The sequence below is a fragment of the Streptomyces sp. NPDC006510 genome (assembly GCF_040611955.1).
Classification (GTDB): Bacteria; Actinomycetota; Actinomycetes; order Streptomycetales; family Streptomycetaceae; genus Streptomyces.
In genome coordinates this window covers 1-20902 of record NZ_JBEXPH010000077.1, presented here as the reverse complement: position 1 = coordinate 20902, position 20902 = coordinate 1, and the positions used below count along the sequence as shown (strand labels likewise).

The 20902-nt window shown below is 70.8% G+C and carries 14 protein-coding genes; 13 read left to right on the top strand and 1 reads right to left on the bottom strand.

Features of this window, described 5'->3' with window-relative positions; all coding sequences use genetic code 11:
- Positions 1 to 154 precede the first annotated feature (154 nt).
- From ABZY11_RS22875 to ABZY11_RS22850, 6 genes are all read left to right on the top strand, one after another.
- Positions 155 to 1138, top strand: coding sequence for a sugar ABC transporter substrate-binding protein (locus ABZY11_RS22875; protein ID WP_356480920.1), 984 nt, complete (start codon positions 155 to 157; stop codon positions 1136 to 1138).
- Positions 1135 to 2187 carry an ABC transporter permease gene (locus ABZY11_RS22870; RefSeq protein WP_356480919.1) on the top strand — a complete coding sequence of 351 codons (1053 nt, stop codon included), beginning with the start codon at positions 1135 to 1137 and terminating at the stop codon, positions 2185 to 2187. The genes ABZY11_RS22875 and ABZY11_RS22870 overlap by 4 nt, the downstream gene beginning before the upstream one ends.
- Entirely contained in the window at positions 2184 to 3044 is an 861-nt protein-coding gene (locus tag ABZY11_RS22865; RefSeq protein ID WP_356480918.1) for an ATP-binding cassette domain-containing protein, read from the top strand. Before ABZY11_RS22870 ends, ABZY11_RS22865 begins: the two co-directional genes overlap by 4 nt.
- A 133-nt stretch (positions 3045 to 3177) precedes the next feature.
- The gene (locus tag ABZY11_RS22860) at positions 3178 to 4341 is read left to right on the top strand and encodes an ROK family glucokinase (protein ID WP_356480917.1); all 1164 of its coding nucleotides are present in this window, start codon (positions 3178 to 3180) and stop codon (positions 4339 to 4341) included.
- 14 nt (positions 4342 to 4355) lie between these two features.
- Positions 4356 to 4946, top strand: coding sequence for a hypothetical protein (locus ABZY11_RS22855; RefSeq protein ID WP_356480916.1), 591 nt, complete (start codon positions 4356 to 4358; stop codon positions 4944 to 4946).
- 55 nt (positions 4947 to 5001) lie between these two features.
- On the top strand, positions 5002 to 5403 hold the full coding sequence (locus ABZY11_RS22850) for a hypothetical protein (RefSeq protein ID WP_356480915.1): 402 nt from the start codon (positions 5002 to 5004) through the stop codon (positions 5401 to 5403).
- A gap of 63 nt (positions 5404 to 5466) precedes the next feature.
- Here the strand turns inward: ABZY11_RS22850 and ABZY11_RS22845 are convergent, their stop codons facing one another.
- A complete protein-coding gene (locus ABZY11_RS22845; protein ID WP_356480914.1) occupies positions 5467 to 6414 on the bottom strand; it encodes a methionyl-tRNA formyltransferase in 948 nt (315 codons plus the stop codon).
- 244 nt (positions 6415 to 6658) lie between these two features.
- Here ABZY11_RS22845 and ABZY11_RS22840 point away from each other — a divergent pair, with 244 nt between their 5' ends.
- The 7 genes from ABZY11_RS22840 to ABZY11_RS22810 form a co-directional block, all read left to right on the top strand.
- Positions 6659 to 8011, top strand: a complete 1353-nt coding sequence (locus ABZY11_RS22840; RefSeq protein ID WP_356480913.1) for a lysine N(6)-hydroxylase/L-ornithine N(5)-oxygenase family protein — start codon at positions 6659 to 6661, stop codon at positions 8009 to 8011.
- A 55-nt stretch (positions 8012 to 8066) separates the two neighbouring features.
- Positions 8067 to 9125, top strand: coding sequence for an iron ABC transporter permease (locus ABZY11_RS22835; protein WP_356480938.1), 1059 nt, complete (start codon positions 8067 to 8069; stop codon positions 9123 to 9125).
- Positions 9122 to 10189 (top strand): iron chelate uptake ABC transporter family permease subunit, encoded by a 1068-nt coding sequence (locus ABZY11_RS22830; protein ID WP_356480912.1) that lies wholly within the window; start codon positions 9122 to 9124, stop codon positions 10187 to 10189. Before ABZY11_RS22835 ends, ABZY11_RS22830 begins: the two co-directional genes overlap by 4 nt.
- Positions 10190 to 10221: 32 nt before the next feature.
- Positions 10222 to 11064 carry an ABC transporter ATP-binding protein gene (locus ABZY11_RS22825; RefSeq protein WP_356480911.1) on the top strand — a complete coding sequence of 281 codons (843 nt, stop codon included), beginning with the start codon at positions 10222 to 10224 and terminating at the stop codon, positions 11062 to 11064.
- Positions 11065 to 11245: 181 nt separating this feature from the next.
- Positions 11246 to 12292 (top strand): iron-siderophore ABC transporter substrate-binding protein, encoded by a 1047-nt coding sequence (locus ABZY11_RS22820; protein WP_356480910.1) that lies wholly within the window; start codon positions 11246 to 11248, stop codon positions 12290 to 12292.
- Positions 12293 to 12338: 46 nt separating this feature from the next.
- Positions 12339 to 14126, top strand: coding sequence for an ABC transporter ATP-binding protein (locus ABZY11_RS22815; RefSeq protein WP_356480909.1), 1788 nt, complete (start codon positions 12339 to 12341; stop codon positions 14124 to 14126).
- Between the two features lie 57 nt (positions 14127 to 14183).
- Positions 14184 to 20902 (top strand): amino acid adenylation domain-containing protein (locus ABZY11_RS22810; protein WP_356480908.1); only part of this gene is annotated, 6719 nt, incomplete at its 3' end.

Sequence of the window (20902 nt, the reverse complement as noted above, 5' to 3'; positions counted from 1 at the left end):
GCGCCCCGCCCCTGCCGGGCGGCGCCGCCGACCGCTCGGGGATACTTGGCCAGCCGGGCCGGGTGTGCACCATCCCCGGCCCCTCCAGGCAGCACAGCGAGCAGCACAAGAAGGGCACGGCGTCGTGGCAAGGGTTCGGACAGGGGTACGTGCGATGGGCGCCGTGCTTGCGGCGGTGCTCGGGGCTTCCCTCGTGGGATGCAGCAGCACCGGTGGCAAGCGGGCGGAGGAGCGCGCGGCCCAGGCTGCTGCCGAGGGCCGGTCCGCGGTGAACACGCCCCGCTGGACCTTCGCCATGGTCACCCACTCGGGAGACGGCGACACCTTCTGGGACATCGTCCAGCGGGGCGCCGAGCAGGCGGCCGTCAAGGACAACATCAAGTTCCTGTACTCGCACAACGACGAGGCGCAGCAGCAGGCCCAGCTGGTGCAGGCCGCCATCGACCAGAAGGTCGACGGGCTGATCGTCACCCTCGCCAAGCCGGACGCGATGAAGGACGTCGTGGCCAAGGCCACCAGGGCCGGTATCCCGGTGATCACGGTGAACTCGGGCTCCGCGGAGTCCAAGCGGTTCGGCGCGCTCACCCACATCGGCCAGGACGAGTCCATCGCCGGCGAGGCGGTCGGCGACGAGCTCAACTCGCGGGGCCGCAAGAAGGCGCTGTGCATCCTGCACGAGCAGGGCAACGTCGGCCACGAGCAGCGCTGCGCCGGAGCGAAGAAGACCTTCGACGGACAGATGCAGAACCTGTACGTCGAGGGCACCAACATGCCCGACGTCCAGGCGTCCATCGAGGCCAAGCTCCAGGCCGACAAGAACATCGACGCGGTCGTCACCCTCGGCGCACCGTTCGCGGACGCCGCCGTCAAGGCGAAGCGGACCGCGGGCAGCAAGGCCGAGATCGACACCTTCGACCTGAACGCCAAGGTCGCCTCGGCCCTCCAGGACAAGACCCTCGGCTTCGCGGTCGACCAGCAGCCCTACCTCCAGGGGTACGAGGCGGTCGACCTGCTGTGGCTCCACCGCTACAACGGCAATGTGCTCGGTGGCGGCCGCCCGGTCCTCACCGGACCGCAGATCATCACCTCGAAGGACGCCGCCGAACTCGCCCAGTACACGAAGCGGGGGACCCGATGAGCACGATCGCCGGACCGTCCGCCCCGGCCGGGGCCGACGAGCGGCTGATGCGCACCTCACCGCTGCGCAGGCTGCTCGGCCGTCCGGAACTCGGCTCGGTGGTCGGTGCCGCGGCGGTCTTCATCTTCTTCTCGATCGTCGCCGACAGCTTCCTGCGCGCCTCCAGCCTCGGCACCGTGCTGTACGCGGCCTCGACGATCGGGATCATGGCCGCGCCGGTGGCGCTGCTGATGATCGGCGGCGAGTTCGACCTCTCCGCCGGTGTGCTGGTCACCAGCTCCGCGCTGATCTCGTCGATGTTCAGCTATCAGATGACGGCCAACGTCTGGGTCGGCGTCCTCGTGTCGCTGCTGGTCACCCTGGCCATCGGGGCGTTCAACGGCTTCATGTTGACCCGCACCAAACTGCCGAGCTTCATCATCACGCTCGGTACGTTCCTGATGCTGACCGGCCTCAACCTGGGCTTCACCAAGCTGATCAGCGGGACCGTGTCCACCAAGTCGATCGGTGACATGGAGGGCTTCGACTCGGCCCGCCAGGTCTTCGCCTCGCAGTGGACCATCGGCGGCGTCGAGTTCAAGGTCACCATCCTGTGGTGGGCCGTGCTCGTCGCGATCGCCACCTGGATCCTGCTCCGTACCCGCTTCGGCAACTGGATCTTCGCGGTCGGCGGCGAGGCCGACGCGGCCCGCGCGGTCGGCGTCCCGGTGATCCGTACCAAGATCGGCCTCTACCTCGGGGTCGCCTTCGCCGCCTGGGTCTCCGGCCAGCATCTGCTGTTCTCGTTCGACGTGGTGCAGTCCGGCGAGGGCGTCGGCAACGAACTGATCTACATCATCGCGGCCGTCATCGGCGGCTGTCTGATCACCGGCGGCTACGGCTCCGCGATCGGCTCCGCGGTCGGTGCCTTCATCTTCGGCATGACCAGCAAGGGCATCGTGTACGCGGAGTGGAACCCGGACTGGTTCAAGTTCTTCCTCGGAGCCATGCTGCTCCTGGCCACCCTGCTCAACGCATGGGTACGCAAGCGCGCGGAGGCGACGAAATGACGGCCCCCAAGGCACCGGCCGACCGGGAGGCGCCCCACCGGGCGCTCGTCGAGCTGGACCACGTCAGCAAGTTCTACGGCAACATCAAGGCCCTGACGGACGTCTCGCTGGAGGTCCACGCGGGCGAGATCTCCTGTGTGCTCGGCGACAACGGCGCAGGCAAGTCCACCCTGATCAAGATCATCGCGGGGCTGCACCGGCACGACTCCGGGACCTTCCTCGTCGAGGGCGAGGAGACCACCCTCGCCAACCCGCGCGACGCCCTGGACCGCGGCATCGCCACGGTCTACCAGGACCTGGCCGTCGTCCCCCTGATGCCGGTCTGGCGCAACTTCTTCCTCGGCTCCGAGCCGACCACCGGAACCGGCCCCTTCAAGCGCCTCGACGTGCGGCTGATGCGCGAGACCACCCGTTCCGAGCTGCTGCGCATGGGGATCGACCTGCGCGACGTCGACCAGCCGATCGGTACCCTCTCCGGCGGCGAGCGCCAGTGCGTCGCCATCGCGCGGGCCGTGTACTTCGGCGCCAAGGTCCTCGTCCTGGACGAGCCCACCGCCGCGCTCGGCGTCAAGCAGTCCGGGGTCGTGCTCAAGTACGTCGCGGCCGCCCGCGACGCGGGTCTCGGCGTGGTCCTCATCACGCACAACCCGCACCACGCGTATCTCGTCGGCGACCGTTTCGTCCTGCTGAAGCGGGGCGCCATGTCCGGCAGCCACACCAGGACGAGCATCACTCTGGACGAGCTGACCCGCCAGATGGCGGGCGGCAGCGAGCTGGAGGAGCTCAGCCACGAGCTGGAACGGGCCCCCGCACCGACCCACCTCGGCGGCCACCCGGCCCCCGGCAAGCCCGAGTAGCCCCCGGCCGGGACCGGCCCCCTACGCACCGGTCCGCCAGCCCCGGTGCCCCGGCAGTGGCAGAATCGAGCCCGACGGGCGCAGTCCGCCGCCGGGAGCACCGCCCCCGGCTCCCCCAGACCCCGCAGGGACGATGAGCACGTACCGCGACTTCACACACCGCGGCTCCGCCCGCGCCACCGTCCTGCGGACCGTGGGCACCCGGGAACGGCGCTCGCACCTCACGGCACCGCGGGTACCCACCGTCGGCATCGACATCGGCGGTACGAAGGTGATGGCGGGCGTCGTCGACGCCGACGGCAACATCCTGGAACAGCTGCGCACCGAGACGCCGGACAAGTCCAAGAGCCCCAGGGTCGTCGAGGACACCATCGTCGAGCTGGTCCTCGACCTCTCCGACCGGCACGATGTGCACGCCGTCGGCATCGGCGCGGCCGGCTGGGTCGACGCGGACCGCTCCAAGGTGCTCTTCGCCCCGCACCTCGCCTGGCGCGACGAACCGCTGCGCGATGCCCTCGCCTCCCGTCTCGTCGTCCCGGTCATGGTCGACAACGACGCCAACACCGCCGCCTGGGCGGAGTGGCGCTTCGGCGCGGGCCGCGGCGAGGACCACCTCGTCATGATCACGCTCGGTACCGGCATCGGCGGCGCGATCCTGGAGGACGGCCAGGTCAAGCGCGGCAAGTACGGCGTCGCCGGTGAGTTCGGCCACATGCAGGTGGTGCCCGGCGGGCACCGCTGCCCCTGCGGGAACCGGGGCTGCTGGGAGCAGTACAGCTCCGGCAACGCACTGGTGCGGGAGGCCAAGGAGCTGGCCGCCGCGGACTCCCCGGTGGCCCACGGGATCATCGAGCGGGTCAAGGGCAACATCCCCGACATCACCGGGCCCCTCATCACCGAACTGGCCCGCGAGGGCGACGCGATGTGCGTCGAGCTCCTCCAGGACATCGGCCAGTGGCTCGGCGTGGGCATCGCCAATCTGGCCGCCGCGCTCGACCCCTCCTGCTTCGTCATCGGGGGCGGTGTCAGCGCCGCCGACGACCTCCTGATCGGCCCCGCCAGGGACGCCTTCAAGCGCCACCTCACCGGCCGTGGCTACCGCCCCGAGGCCCGGATCGCGAAGGCGCAGCTCGGACCGGAGGCGGGTATGGTCGGCGCCGCCGACCTGGCCCGGCTGGTGGCCCGCAGATTCCGCCGCGCCAACCGCCGCCGGGTCGAACGGTACGAGCGGTACGCCCAGATCTACGACCAGGCCGCGAGCACCATCCGTAATACCCGCAACACCCGCACCTCCTAGGGATCCCCAGACTCATGACCGCAGCCGAGCACCCCGTCCTGCCGCGTCAGTCCACGCCGCCCGACGACGGCCGGCCGCCGCAGGACCGGCGCCGGATGATCCGCCGTCGGCTGATCACGGCGACCATCATCGTGCTGCTCATCGGCATCCCGGCCGGCTATCTGCTGATCTCCGCCGGGCAGAGCCGCCGCTCCGGCCAGAACAAGGAGGCCGAGGCCTCCGCGCAGGGGCTCCGGGAGGGCTGGCCGTCCCGGATGCAGCGCCGGATCTTCGAGCTGCCGATGCCCGGCAACTCCCTGGACGTGCAGTACTACGAGACCAACAACTGGAAGGCCAGCCGGCTGTACGTGGAGTTCCGCACCACGTCCGCCGGGCTCGACCGCTTCCTCGGCAGGATGGGCAGCGGGCGCTCCGACCTGGAGCCCGGCAAGGTGACCATCGGCGCCCGCGACCAGACGATCTCGGGCTGGAAGTTCGGCCCCGGCGTCGAATGGGCGGGCACCACGCACACCAACAAGGACCCGCGTCCCACCCAGGACATCACGGTGAACATGACCGACCCGATGAACCCTGTCGTGTACGTCGTCTCCGCGGCGACCCCCTGATCGGACCGGACCAACCCTCCACCGTCCCGGCTCCGGCGCCCGCTACGGCCCCGTGATGGGGCTTACGCTCCCGCAGGCCATCGGCATCATCCTCGCCGGGCTGCGCCCCGAACACGGCACACTGGTGCGCACCAACCACTTCCTGACGCCGGCTCCGGCCACCGGCGAGAAGACCTGGCTCTACCAGCCCGATTCGGGCGAACGCTACGACTTCGTCCGCCCCCGTCTCGCACAGAGGCAGCCGCCGGCCACGGTCGACGAGCTCGCGGGCCTCCTCGTGACGGGGGCGGGGGAGCCCGCTGTGACCTGTCTGCCCGACCCGGACAAGCCGCTCGGTCAGCGCTGGGCCGGCCCCGCGACCATCACCCTCGAACCCGCGACCCGCACCGCCAGGAACCTCGACGGCACACCCGCCGACATCGGCTCACGCGACTGGCGGGTGCTCACCGCCGGCTGAGCGGGCCAAGTCCTTCCGAGGCGGACCCGGGGTGGCGTCACGACACCGCGTGGTGGCGTGGTGTCAGGGACGGTGGGTCAGGTAGCCGCCCATGGAGGTGAAGTACTCCGTCGCGGGCATCTCCCGGCCGTCCTCGGTCCGTACGCGCGTGATGGCCAGGCCGTGGTTGCGGCCGGTGCGGGCGTCGGCTCCGGCGACGATCACCACGCCTTCGCCCTCGCGGTAGAAGATGCGGCCGGGCGTACCGCCGTAACGGCCCTGGGACACCACCGAGGCGAGGACCTCCAGTCGCTTGCCCCGGTGGAAGGTGAAGGCGCTGGGGTACGGCTCGGACTGGGCGCGGACCAGGCGTTCGAGGTCCTCGGCCGGCCAGGCCCAGTCGATGCGGATGTCCTCGGCGGAGCGCTTGTGGAAGAAGCTAGCCCGGGAGCGGTCCTGCTTGGTGAACTCCGTCTGCCCGGCGGCGATGAGGCCGAGTGCGCCGATGGTGACCGGGGCGATGAGGTCCACGGTCCTGTGGAAGAGATCGGTGGCGGTGTCCGCCGGTCCGACCGGGACCGCCTCCTGCCGGACGATGTCCCCGGCGTCGAGTTCGTCGTCCATCATGTGCGCGGTGACACCCACCTCGGACTCGCCGTTGATCAGGGCCCAGATCAGCGGGGAGAAGCCGGCGTACTTCGGCAGCAGCGAGTCGTGGACGTTCAGTGTGCCGTGGCGCGGGAGACCGAAGATGTGCGGCGGGATCCACGTCCGCCAGTTGTTGGCCACGATGATGTCCGGATCGGCCTCCTTGAGGCGCCGGAACAGTTCTTCGTCGTCGGGGCGGTTGCGGATCAGCACCGGGACGCCGTGTTCCTCGGCGAGGTCGGCGACCGAGTCGCTCCAGATCTTCTCGTACGCGTGCTCGCTCCTGGGGTGCGTCACGACCAGTTCCACACTGTGCTCGGAGTCCAGGAGGGCTTGCAGGGTGCGGTGCCCCCAGGTCTGGTAACCGAACATGACGACCCGCATGGGGTTCCTCCTCAGGACTGGGATGGACCGGAAGTAAGTAAAGCAAGGCTTACCTTACTTTGCAACTGGGTTATTTCGGGCCTTGATTGACGGTCCGTCAGTCCCAAAAGCCGGCTTGCCCCATCGACAGCACCGTGTGATTAGCTTAGGCTCACCTAAGTTTGATGGGCGGCTCCGTCGGCGTGCCCACCTTTCGCATCTTTCCTACGCCTGACAGGCGGCTTTCCCGCACGATGGGAGTGACATGTCACCGGTTCTTCCTGGCGACGCACCACTGGTCCACGACCTGATCGGCATCGGCTTCGGTCCCTCCAATGTGGCCATGGCGATCGCGCTGAGTGAGCACAACACACGCGTCGGCAGGCAGGAGTCGGTCACCGCTCACTTCTTCGAGCAACAGCAGAGCTTCGGCTGGCACCGCGGCATGCTGATCGACGACGCCACCATGCAGGTGTCCTTCCTCAAGGACCTGGTGACGCTCCGGAATCCGGCCAGCGAGTACAGCTTCCTGTGCTACCTGCAGAGCAAGGGCCGGCTGATCGACTTCATCAACCACAAGAACCTCTTCCCACTGCGGGTGGAGTTCCACGACTACTTCGAGTGGGCCGCGGCCAAGGTCGACGACATGGTCTCCTACGGCCACGAGGTCGTCTCCGTCACGCCCTTCGTCCACGACGGCGCCGTGGAGTACCTGGACGTGACAGTCCGCTCGGGGGAGGGCCTTTCGGTCCACCGGGCCCGCAACCTCGTCATCGGCACCGGGCTGCGCCCCCTCATGCCGCCAGGTGTGGAGCGTGGCGACCGCGTCTGGCACAACTCCGATCTGCTGCGGAAGGTCGACGCCCTGGAGGGCACCTCGCCCTCGCGGTTCGTCGTCGTGGGCGCCGGGCAGAGCGCCGCCGAGAACGTCGCCTATCTGCACCGCCGCTTCCCCCGGGCCGAGGTCTGCGCGGTCTTCTCCCGCTACGGCTACAGCCCCGCCGACGACAGCAGCTTCGCCAACCGGATCTTCGACCCCGGGGCGGTCGACGACTACTTCACCGCGCCCGCGAGCGTCAAGAGCCGGCTGATGGACTACCACGGCAACACCAACTACTCCGTGGTGGACATCGACCTGATCGACGACCTGTACCGGCAGATGTACCAGGAGAAGGTCCTCGGCACCGAACGGCTGCGCTTCCTCAACGTGTCCCGGGTCACCGACGTCGAGGAGACCGCCGACGGCGTCCGTACCACCGTGACGTCCCTCGTCACGGGCGAGGAGACGCTCCTGGACGCCGATGTCGTGGTGTTCGCCACCGGCTACAGCCCCGCCGACCCCCTCGGCCTGCTCGGCGAGGCCGCCGACCGCTGCCTGCGCGACGACGAGGGGCGGGTCCGCGTCGAGCGCGACTACCGCGTCGCGACGGACCCCGGGCTGCGTTGCGGGATCTACCTCCAGGGCGGCACGGAGCACACCCACGGCATCACGACGTCGCTGCTGTCCAACACCGCGATACGGGTCGGCGAGATCCTGGACTCGCTGCTCGACCGGGGAGTCAAGTCCGCCTCCGACGAGGCCCGTCCGGTCGCCGACGGCACCGGCACCTGCGCATGAGGTACCCGACCGGCCAGGCCTCCCCGGCGGATCACGAGGGATGACGAGCGTCGACATGCGCACGACCGCGGTTGAGCGCCCCGCGCCCAGGGGTACGACAGAGGCCCGGCGGCGGCGGGTCATGGGTCTGGGCGCGCTCGTGGTGCTCCTGGTGATCGCGGCGGCGGTGTCGTTGGCCGTCGGTGCACGCGCGCTGAGCCCCGCCGAGGTCTGGCACGGACTGTTCCCGGCACCCGAATCCGACCGGCGGCTCACCGAGATCGGGCTCATCGTGCGGACCGTGCGGCTGCCCCGGACGGTGCTCGCGATCGTGGCGGGAATCGCGCTGGGGGTCGGCGGTGCGCTGATCCAGGGGTACACCCGCAACCCCATAGCCGATACGGGCCTGTTGGGGGTGAACGCCGGTGCCTCGTTCGCCGTGGTGTCGGTGATCGCCGTGTTCGGCTTCGCCGACCCGTTCCAGTACGTCTGGTTCGCCTTTGCGGGGGCGGCGGTCGCCGGCGTCGTCGTCTTCGGGCTCGCGAGCATCGGCCGGGGGGCGGGCAATCCGCTGACGCTCGCCCTGGCCGGGCAGGGGATCACGGTGTTCCTGGCGGCGATGACCACGGCGGTCGCGCTGTCCGACCAGAAGTCGCTGAACGCGCTGCGGTTCTGGAACGCGGGCTCCGTGGCCGGTGTCGGGTTCGACGTCATCGGGCCGGTGACCGTGTTCGTGGCGGCCGGACTGGTGCCGGCACTGATCACGCTGCCCGCGCTCAATCTGCTCAACCTGGGCGACGACGTGGCGCGGGGGCTGGGCGTCGACATCGCGCTGAGCCGCACCATCGGCATCGTCGCCATCACCCTGCTCGCGGGTGCGGCCACGGCGGCGTGCGGCCCCATCGCGTTCCTCGGGCTCATGGTGGCCCACGTGGCCCGGTATCTGACCGGGCCGGACTACCGCTGGCTGGTGCCGTACGCGGGTCTGCTCGGCTCCGTCGTCCTGCTGGTCTGCGACATCGTGGGGCGCCTGGTGGTGCGGCCGGGCGAGCTGGACGCGGGTGTTGTGGTCGCCCTCCTCGGCGCCCCGTTCTTCGCGGTCCTGGTGTGGCGAGGAAGGTTCAGGAACACGTGAACGGGACAGACGTGAACCCATCGGTGGCGCCGGGCGTGCGGCTCGGCCATGTGTCGTTCGTATGGCGGCCCTGGCTCGTCCTGCTCACGCTGCTGCTGATGGCGGCGACCTTCCTGGTGTTCTGCCTCTCCATCGGCGTCGGGGACTTTCCCATCGGCCTCTCGCGGGTGATCGCCACGATCCTCGGCCGGGGTGAACAGGTCGACGAGTTCGTGGTCATGGATCTGCGGATGCCGCGTGCCCTGGCCGGTCTCGTCGTGGGGTTCGCGCTGGGGATGTCCGGGGCGATCACGCAGTCCGTCGCCCGCAATCCGCTCGCCAGCCCGGACATCCTGGGCATCACCGGGGGAGCCGGCGCGGTCGCGGTGTTCCTGGTGACGGTGTCGGGCGGGACCGCCGCGGCGGTCGTCGGTTCGGTGGGCCTGCCCGCGGCGGCGCTCGCGGGCGGTCTCGGTACCGGGCTGCTGGTGTACTTCCTGGCATGGCGGCGCGGGATCGACGGCTTCCGGCTCATCCTCATCGGTATCTCGGTGAGTGCCGTGATGGAGGCGATCACGACCTGGCTGCTGGTCTCGGCCGACATCCGGGACGTGGCCAGGGCCCAGGCGTGGCTGGTCGGCTCGTTGGACGGCCGGTCGTGGGACGAGGTCCGGGTGGCGCTCTGGTGCACGCTCGTTCTGGTCGTCGTGGTGGCCGGTGCCGCGTTCCAGTTCCAGCCGATGCATCTCGGCGACGAGGTCGCCGCCGGCCTGGGCGTCCGGTACTCCGCGGTGCGGGCCGTCCTGCTGCTGTGCGCGGTCCTGCTGGCCGCCGTGGCGGTGAGCGCGGCGGGCCCGGTTCCGTTCGTCGCTCTGGTGGCGCCGCAGGTGGCGATGCGTCTGGCGAGGTTCCCCACACCGCCGTTGGTGGCCTCCGGTCTGGTGGGCGCGTTGCTGCTGACCGGGTCGGACCTGGTCGCCCGTACGGCGCTGCCGATCACCCTCCCGGTCGGTGTGGTCACCGCCGCGATCGGCGGCCCGTTCCTCATCTTTCTGCTGGTGCGGGCGAACCTCGGCAGCCGGTAAGAATTCAAGACGGACCTCGACAAGGAGGGCTTGTGGCCGCTCAGTTCATCACCGGGACGGAGTCCGGGGCCAAGGACGCCTCACGGCTGGCAGCCAGGGGCGTCACGGTCGGGTACGGCGGCCGGACGGTCATCGACGAGCTCGACGTGGCGATTCCGCCGGGGGTGATCACCACGATCATCGGTCCCAACGGCTGTGGGAAGTCCACCCTGTTGCGGACCCTGACGCGGCTGCTGAAGCCGGCCGGCGGGACGGTCGTGCTGGATGGCGAGGACATCGCCGGGCTCAGGACCAGGGACGTGGCGAAGAAGCTCGGTCTGCTGCCACAGGCGCCGGTCGCTCCGGAGGGGCTGACCGTGGCCGACCTGGTCGCCAGGGGACGCCATCCGCACCAGAGCTGGCTGCGGCAGTGGTCCTCGGACGACGCCGGTGTCGTGGAGCGCGCGCTGGCCATGACCGGGGTGTCCGAACTCGCCGGCCGTCCGGTCGACTCGCTCTCCGGCGGACAGCGCCAACGCGTCTGGATCTCGATGACCCTGGCCCAGGGCACCGACCTGCTGCTGCTGGACGAGCCGACCACCTATCTGGACCTGGCGCACGCGATCGACGTGCTCGACCTGGTGGACGACCTGCACGAGTCGGGGTGCACCGTGGTCATGGTGCTGCACGACCTCAATCTGGCCACGCGCTACAGCGACAACCTGATCGTGATGCGGGCGGGCTCCGTCCTGGCGCAGGGACACCCGCGTGAGGTGATCACCGCCGAGTTGCTGCACGAGGCGTTCGGGCTGCGCGCCGAGGTGATCGACGACCCGGTGGGCGACCGGCCGCTCATCGTGCCGATCGGCCGTACGCACGTCCGGCTCGACCCGTAGGGTCCGGCGATCACAACGACGAGGCGCTGCCGGCCGGTCATCGGAGACGGATGTGAGCCCAAGTCGCGCCCGGCGAAGGAAAGTTCAGAAGTTAGGCTAGGCTAGCCTCACTTGTGCGGGGTGAGGTTTGGCTGCCCTTGCACAAGGGTGCCGTGGCCAGTGTGAAAGCAAGGGATTCCGGATGCTTCTCCATCGAACGACGCGTGTGAAGCCCTGGCGGCGGTTGGCGGCGGCACTGTCCGCCGCGACCCTCGGTGTCGGCCTCCTCGCGGGATGCGGTTCCGACCCGGCGGACAAGGCGAACGAGAACGCCCCCGCCGCCTCCGGCGCGTTCCCGGTCACCGTGGAGCACGCATTCGGATCCACGGAGATCACCAAGGCTCCCCAACGCGTCGTTTCCGTGGGCTACACGGACGACCAGGCCGTCCTGGCGCTCGGCATCAAGCCCGTCGGCATGGTCGACCAGTACCCGAACCCGGCCGGCAAGTCCCCCGACATCAACACCCAGTGGCCGTGGGTCAGGGACAAGTGGGGCGACACCCGGCCCGAGGTCATCATGAACAACGGTGACTCGGGCCCCAATTACGAGAAGATCGCCTCCCTGCGGCCGGACCTGATCATCGCGGTCTACTCCGAGATCGACCGGGCCGCCTACGAGAAGCTCTCCAGGATCGCCCCGACGGTGGGCCGCACCAAGGGCGAGAAGGAGCCCTTCAGCGCGCCGTGGCAGGACAACGCGGTGCACATCGCCAAGGCGCTCGGCAAGGAGGACGAGGGCACCGAGCTGGTCCAGGGCATCCAGGACAAGCTCGACACGGCCAGGAAGGCACACCCGGAGCTCGCGGACCGGACCGCCGTGGCGCTGTCCTGGTACAAGGACTCCGTCGCACCGTTCACCTCCACCGACGTACGCGGACGGCTGGTGACGGGCATCGGCTTCAAGTATCAGACCGGGATCGACAAGGTCGCGGACGGCAAGTTCTTCACCGTGCTGTCCCCCGAGCGCATCGACCTGGTCGACGTCGACCGCATCTTCGTCATCAACGACAAGGCGGACACGGAAGCGCTGAAGAAGTTCGAACTGTTCACCAACCTGCCCGCCGTCAAGAACGGCAAGGTGTCGTACCTGCTGGACAGCGAGGGCCCGGCGGTCGGTGCGGCCATGTCCCAGGGCACCCTGTTGTCCCTGCCGTACGCGATCGACGAGCTCGTCGAGTCGGTCGAGTAGAGATGCCGACCGGACTGCCCCGTCCCCGGAGAGATCTGGCCTTCGTGTGAGTGCCACCGACACCCGCGTCGCCCCGGCAGCCCTGCGCACGGCGACCGGGGGCGAGGCCACCGGGTGGGTGGTGGCGCACTGTCGGCGGGCCCCGTGGCTGACCGCCTCCACCGTGCTCACCACGGTGGCCGGGGCGGCGCTCCAGGTGCTCCCCGTGCTTCTGCTGGGCCGGGTGGTCGACGCGGTGGTCGGGGGCGAATCGCGCTCGGTGCTGGTCACGGTCGGGGTGCTGATGGGGGCCGCCGCGCTGCTCGGCGCGGTGGCCACCGCGGTGTCGACGTACCTGATCGGGCGGCTGGGCGCGGATCTGCTGGCCCGGCTGCGGGAAGGTGCCGTCCGCGCGGTGCTGGGGATGCCGAGCGCACGCGTCGAGCAGGTCGGCCGGGGCGATGTGCTGTCCCGGGTCGGCGACGATGTGGCCGTGCTGTCCAAGGGCATCCGGGCGGCCGTCCCCACGGTGTTCTCGGCGGGAGTGCTGGTCGTCATCGCCACGGTCGGCATGTTCGGGCTGGACTGGCGGCTCGGCCTGGCCGGGGCCGGCGCGCTGCCCGCGTACGGGCTGGCGCTGCGGTGGTATCTGCCCCGGTCCGCACCGCTCTACCGGAAGCAGCGGGCGGCCCAGGCCGACCGTGCGCAGGCGTTGATCAGCGGTCTGAACGGGATCGACACGGTCCGGGCGTACCGCCTGGAGGACGCCGTCCGCGAGAAGGTCACCGAGGAGTCGTGGCGGGTGCGCGATCTCGGCGTCGAGGTGTTCCGGTTCTTCGGGCGGTTCGTCGGCCGGGAGAACCGTGCCGAGTTCATCGGGCTGGTCCTCATCGTCGTGGTGGGGTACGCCCTGCTGGAGGCCGACGCCGCCAGTCTGGGCGAGGTGTCGGCGGCCCCGCTGATGTTCCACCGGCTGTTCACCCCGCTGGGCGCCATCATGTTCACCTTCGACGAGGCGCAGAAGTCGGGCGCGAGCCTCACCCGCCTGGTCGGGGTGCTGGGGGAGCCCGCGGAGGGCCGGCTGGTCGGCGACACGTCCGTGGCGCCGGCCGGAGCCGGGCCGTGTCCGGTGACGGTGGAGGGGCTGACATTCAGCTATCCCGGCGCCGAGGAACCCGTGCTGCGCGATGTGAACCTGTCCATCCCGGCCGGGGGTTCACTCGCGCTGGTGGGCGCGACGGGTGCGGGCAAGTCGACCCTGGCCGCGCTGATCGCCGGCATCGGGACCCCGCAGGCCGGGTCGGTGCGCATCGGGTCGCAGGACCTCGCCGGTCTGGACGAGGCCGGGGCGCGGGCTCTGGTGAGCATCCTGACCCAGGAGACGCATGTGTTCTCGGGTCCGCTCGCCGACGATCTGCGGCTCGCCGCGCCCGGGGCGGGCGACGACCGGCTGATGGACGCGTTGCGCACGGTCGGCGCCGACGGCTGGGTGGAGTTGTTGCCCGACGGGCTGAACACCGTGGTCGGCGAGGGCGGGGAGCGCCTGGACGGCACCAAGGTCGCCCAGATCGCCCTGGCCCGACTGGTGTTGGGCCACGCCCCGGTGGTGGTGCTCGACGAGTCGACCGCGGAGGCGGGCAGCGAGGGGGCCGCCGAGCTGGAGCGGGCCGTGCTCGCCGCGTGCTCGGGCCGGACCACGCTGTTCGTGGCACACCGGCTGACCCAGGCGATGGCGGCGGACCGGATCGCCGTGCTGTCCGCGGGGCGTGTGGTGGAGGAAGGAACGCACGGGGAGCTGGTGGCTCTGGGCGGCCAGTACGCACGGCTGTGGCGTGCCTGGCGAGAGGGAAGTTAGGCCAGTTCTGGCCAGGTCGGGTCAACTCGCGTGCCTTGGAAGGATGCTGAGTCTTCGATGATGGAACCGAGCGCTCCGCGCGTACTGCTTTCTCCCGCACGCCTGGCCGAAGTGCGCCGGCGAACCGGCGACCACGGTGACCGGACCATCGTCGCAGCGTGCGCCGTCGGGCTGTCGTACTGGGCGACCGGCCTCGGTCCCGACGGCATGGACCTCACCCCCGGCACGCTGTTCGCCGACGTCCTCAAGTGGATCGGCAACGGCGCTACCGGGAGCGAGGGCTGGGAGGTCGGCGCGGACGGCCGGAGCATCACCGTCCCCGACGGCGTGGTGCCGGCCGAAGCGCAGCTCGCGCTGGACGACCTGGCCGACTTCCCGGACCGGCCCATCGGCACCATCGGTCCGTCCGACACGGCGGCGAGGATCGAGGCCCTGGCCCGGTGGAACGACACCCGGGCCGACCGGGTGCGCCCGACCATCATGGAGATGTTCCGCGAGCAGGCATGCGCCGGGCCGGACGCCGTCGCGATCGTCGACGGGCACAGGTCATTGACGTATGGTCAAGTAGCCAAGTACTCCAGTCAGTTGGCTCATCATCTGATCGAGTGCGGGCTCACCGCCGAACAGGTCGTCGGGATCTCGCTGGACCGCTCGGCCGAGATGGTCATCGGGCTCCTCGCCGTGCTCCGGGCGAAGTGCGCGTTCGTGCCGCTCGATCCGCAATGGCCCGCCGCGCGCCGGGCCGTCGTCGTCGAGGACGCCCGGGTCGTCCTGCAACTCAACGACTCGGGCGAGCACGGTGCGGGTGAACCGGACGCCGTGGCCGTCGACCTCGGCGACTGGGGGTTCGGCGCCCACCCCGCCGAGGGGCCGGACACAACCGTCCCCGGCTCGGCCCTGGCATACGTGATCTTCACCTCCGGTTCGACCGGACGGCCCAAGGGCGCCATGATCCGGCACGAGGCGATCAGCGAGCGCCTGCTGTGGCAGGCCGACGAGATCCTGGGCTTCGGCCACGACGACGCGTCGCTGTTCAAGGCGCCGCTCTCCTTCGACATCTCCATCAACGAGATCTTCCTGCCGCTGGTGTCCGGCGGCAGGCTGGTGATCCTGCGGCCCGGCGGCGAACGAGACCCGCACCACCTGCTGAGCGTGATCGCCGAGCAGCGCGTCACCTTCACCTACCTGGTGTCGTCGATGCTGGACGTGCTGCTGGAGATCGCGGGCGACTCCGGCCGCCTGGGCAGCCTGCGGCACGTGTGGTGCGGCGGCGAGGTGCTGACCCCGGAGCTGTACGAGCGGTTCCGTTCCCGGCTCGACATCCCGCTGTACCACGGCTACGGCCCGGCCGAGACGACCATCGGCGTCTCCCACGTCATCTACCGGGGCGCCGCCGAACGCCTGTCGACATCGATCGGCAGGGCCAACCCCAACACCCAGCTGTACGTGCTGGACGACGAGCTGCGCCCGGTCCCGGTCGGGGTCGGCGGCGAACTGTACGCGGGCGGACTCCTCCTGGGGCGCGGCTACGTCAACGCGCCCGGCCTGACGGCGTCCAGGTTCGTGGCGAACCCGTTCGCCAACGACGGGTCCCGGTTGTACCGGACCGGTGACCTGGCACGTTTCGCCCCGGACGGGTCGCTGGACTTCCTCGGCCGAGCCGACAACCAGATCAAGATCCGCGGCATGCGGCTGGAGATCGAGGACGTCGAGGCCGGCCTGGCGGAGCACCCCGGGGTACGGCACACCTGCGTCGTCGCGAAGAAGAACACGGCGGGCGGCAGCTACCTGGTGGGGTACGTGATCCCGGCCGCCGGCCACGGGGAGCTGCGGGCGGACGAGGTCAGGGCCTGGGCCGCCCGGCACATGGTGGAGTACATGGTGCCCGCCCACCTCGTCGTGATGAAGGAGTTCCCGCTCACCGCGAACGGCAAGCTCGACCGGGGCGCCCTGCCGGAGCCCGACATCGGCACGGGCTCCGCCATGGCGCCCGTCACCGACGAGGAGCGGGTGGTGTGCGCGGCCGTCGCGGCGGTGCTGCGGCTGGAGAAGGCCGGTGTCGACCAGGACTTCTTCCGGCTCGGCGGGGACAGCATCCTGGCGATCTCGCTGCTGAGCGCACTGCGGGACGCCGGCCTCCACGTCACCGTACGGCAGATCTTCACCCACAGCGTGCTCGGGGCACTGGCCTCGGTGGCGAGCCGTGAGGACGTGTCCGCCGTGGACCACGCCGATGTCCCGACCGGCTCCGTCGTGGGATCGCCCATCGTGCAGTGGCTCGGCCGGACCACCGACGCGATCGACGGCTTCGTGCAGTCGGTCGTACTCAACACCCCGGCGGACCTGACCGCCGAAGCGCTCGACCAGATCCTCGCCGCGGTGCTGAGGCGGCACGACATGCTGCGCGCCGTGCTGGTGCGCGGCGACCGCTGGGGCTTCGACATCCCCGAGGCCGGCCGGTCCGTCGTGGGGTGGCGGGAGAGCGACCGCCCGCTGGAGGAGTGTGTCGCGCTCGCCATCGAGGGGCTCGACCCGGACCACGGTGTGATGCTGCGCGCGGTGTGGCGCCGCGAGGCGCGGCAACTGGTCCTGGTCGCCCACCATGTCGTGATCGACGGTGTGTCCTGGCGGATCCTGATGGACGACCTGGCCACGGCATGGCGCCGGCTCGCCTCGGGTGCGCCGATCGAGCTGCCCCCGGTGGGTACGTCGTTCAGGCGCTGGACCCAGTTGCTGGGCCGCGCGGCATCCGACTCGGACCGTGCCCACTTCCAGCGCCCCCTGCCGGGACCGGACGCACTACTGGGCAGGCGCGCGCCGACCGCGGCCGACACCGTCGCCCGGGAACGGACGCGGACCGTCTCCGTCGGGCCCGAGGACACGGCCGCGCTGCTGGGCACGATTCCCGCGAGGTTTCACGCGGGCGTCAACGACGTGCTGCTGACCGCTCTCGCCGTCACCCTGGCCCGGTGGCGCCGCGACCGCGGGCAGCACCAGACGTTCGCCCGCATCGAGCTCGAAGGACACGGCCGCGAAGGCCGTCACGTCGCGGACGCCGCCGGGTTCGAGCCCGAACTGTCGCGGACCGTGGGCTGGTTCACCACCCTGTTCCCGGTGACCGTGGACCCCGGCGCGGCAGCCGACTTCACCGCACCCGCGTACCTGGCCGCCGCCCTCAAGGCGGTCAAGGAGGACCTCGCCGGGGTGCCGGGCAACGGAATCTCCTACGGCGCCCTGCGCTACCTGACCGACACCGGGCTGACCACGCCCGTACCCCAGGTGCTCTTCAACTACCTGGGCCGCTTCGACGCGGGCGCCCGCGGTGACTGGCAACTCGCGGTCACCACAGGTCAGTTGGGTGAGAAGCGCGACCCGGGGATGCGCATGCCGCGCGCCCTGGAGTTCAACGCGATCGCCGAACCCGACGCGAGCGGCGCGTACCGGCTGATCACCACCATCTCCTGGCCCGAGGGGATCTTCACCGACGAGGACATCACCACCCTCGCCCAGTACTTCCGGTCCGCCCTGGCCGCCCTGGCCGCCCTCGAAGAAGGCGGCCACACCCCCGGCGACTTTCCCCTGGTGCCACTCACCCAGGCCGACGTCGACGAACTGGACGGCCCGGCCCTGCGGGACATCCTGCCGTTGACCCCGTTGCAGGAGGGCCTGTACTTCCACTCGGTCTTCGACGACGAGGCGACGGGCAGCTACGTCGAGCAGCAGCTGCTGACGCTGGACGGCGACGTGGACGCCGACCGGCTCGCGGCGGCGGCCACCCGGCTGCTCACGCTCCACCCCAACCTGGCCGCCCGGTTCACCGCCCTCGCCGACGGCCGTGTCGTCTCCGTCCTCGAAAGCGGCACGGAGGCGCCCTTCACGACCCTGGACCTGCCCGCCGCCACCGACGACGAGATCCGCGACCACGCCGAGCGGGACCGCCGCGCCGGATTCGACCTGGCCACTGGGCCGTTGATGCGGTACACGCTCATCCGCGCCGGCTCCGGCCGCAACGTCCTGGTGCAGACCGTGCACCACATCGTCGCCGACGGCTGGTCCGTGCCGCCGATGCTCCGCGCGCTGCTGGCCGAGTACCACGCGCCGGGCACCGTGTACCCGCCCGGCGGCCACCGCGACCACGTGAGGCGGCTCGCCGGACGCGACCACGACGAGAGCGACCGGGTGTGGCGCGACGAACTCGCCGGTCTGCCCGGCCCCTCGCTGGTCGCCGAAGGGCACACCCCCTCCGATCGGTTCGCCGACACCGCCGTCGAGCCCGCCGACGACATCGACGCGGCCGCCCGGTCGGCCGGAGTGCCCCTGAGCGTGGCCGTGCACAGCGCGTGGGCCGTGACGCTGGGCGGCATCCTGCGCAGCAGGGACATCGTGTTCGGCTCCACGGTGTCCGGGCGCGACGCGGAGGTGCCCGGCATCGGGGACATGGTGGGCCTGTTCATCAACACGATCCCGGTGCGCGCCCGGTGGGCCACCGACACCACGGCCCGCGACCTGCTCGCGACGGTGAAGGAACACCAGAGCGCGGTGCTGGCGCACCAGCACGTCTCACTGGCGAGGATCGGCCGTCAGGCCGGGGCCGGGGCCCTGTTCGACACCTTGGTGGTGTTCGACGTGGCGACCGATGTGGACGCCCTGCGCGGCCCCGGCGACACGCTGGTCATCACCGACATCGTCAACGAGGGCGCCCCGCATTACCCGTTGACGCTGGTGGTGGAGCGCACACGCGACGGTCGTCCGCGCTTCAACCTGATTTACGACGGGGAACTGCTGCGCCGGGAGAGCGCCGAGGCGATCCTGCACACGTTCACCCGGGCCCTCACCGGGCTGCTCGGCCGGCCGGACTGGCTGGTCGACGAACTGGTCCGCGAACCCGCCCGGCGCCCGGCGCGGATCTCCCCGGCGACGCTGGGCGAACTGTTCGACGCCACCGCGAACCGCGCCCCGGCCGCCACCGCCGTCACCCAGTGCGCCCTCGACGGCGGCACCCGGTCACTGACCTACGGCGAACTGGCGGACGCCAAGGACGAGTTGGCGGCGGTCCTGCGTGCGGCCGGTGTCGGACCGGGCAAGCGGGTCGCCGTCGCCGTCCCGCGCTCCGTGGAGCAGGTCGTCGCCCTGGTCGCGGTCGTCACCGCGGGCGGCGCGTATGTGCCGCTGGACCCGGCGTACCCGGACGAGCGGCTGGAGTACGTACTCGCCGACGCCGCCCCGCAGGTCGTGCTGGTGGACCGTGAACAGCGCGACCGCTTCGCCCGGCTGCTGGCCCGAGCGGACCTGAAGGCCCGCGTCCTCGTCCAGGGGGACGACCTCCCGCAGGCCACCACCACCGGCCCCGAGGCCGGTTGGCACGACCCCGCGTACGTGATCTACACCTCCGGCTCGACCGGCCGGCCCAAGGGTGTCGTCGTCCCGCACTCCAGCGTGGTGACGCTCCTCGCCAACACCGGGCCCGACACGGCCTTCGGCCCGCACGACGTATGGGTCCAGTTCCACTCCTTCTCCTTCGACTTCGCGGTCTGGGAGCTGTGGGGCGCGCTGGTGCACGGCGGCGAGCTGATCGTGCCGGAGTACGGGCTGACCCGCTCCACGGTCGACTTTCACCGACTGGTCCGCGAGCGCGCGGTGACCGTGCTCAACCAGACACCGTCGGCGTTCCACCGGTTCATCGAGGCCGACCGGCACGCAGGCGAACCGGTCACGGCGCTGCGCCTGATCATCTTCGGAGGCGAGGCGCTGGACCTCGGGCGGCTGCGCGGCTGGGTCGAGCGGCACGGCACGCAATCGCCCCGGCTCGTCAACATGTACGGCATCACCGAGACCACCGTCCATGTCACCCACCGGGTGCTGACCGACGAGGACTTCGCCCCCGGCGTCGACGTCAGCCCGATCGGCGGTCCGATCCCCGGCCTGGTCGTCCACCTGCTCGACGACCGGCTGCGGCCGGTGCCGCCGGGCCGGGTGGGCGCCATCTACGTCGCCGGTGACCAGGTGTCGCTCGGCTACCTGGGCCGGCCGGGGCTCACCGCGGGCCGGTTCGTGGCAGACCCGTTCACGGGCGACGGCTCCCGCATGTACCACACCGGCGACCTCGCCCGCCGCACGCTCGACGGGGAGCTGGAGTTCGCCGGCCGTGCGGACGACCAGGTGCAGCTCAAGGGTTTCCGTATCGAGCTCGGCGAAGTGGAGTCCGCGGTCAGGGAACTCGACGGTGTCGTCGATGCGGCCGTCACCGTGGCGGACAGCGGCGACCACCTGGTCGCGCACGTCGTGGGCCGGGTGCCCGGTGACTTCACCGGCCTGCTCTCCACCAAACTGCCCGTGCACATGGTGCCGGGCCGGGTGCTGCCGGTCGACGCCCTGCCGCTGACGGTCAACGGCAAGCTGGACCGCGCGGCCCTGACCGAACGCGCCGCCGAGGACGACAGCCCGGTGGCCGCCGGCGGCTCCGCGCTCACCGCACTGGTCGGCGTCTTCACCGAGACGCTGCCCGGCGTCGACGTGGACGCCGACACCGATTTCTTCGGCGCCGGCGGCGACAGCATCGTCGCCATCACCGTGATCAACCGGGCCAGGGCGCTCGGCCTGCCGATCGCCCCCCGGGACGTGTTCCTGCTGAAGACACCGCGCGCGCTCGCCGACCACCTGGGCACGCGCACCCCGCGAGCGGTGGCGTCCGCGCCGTCCCGCCGCGAGGACGGGCCGCTGCCGGCCACACCGATCATCCTGCGCCAACGCGAACTGGGCGGGTCGCTCGCCCGGTT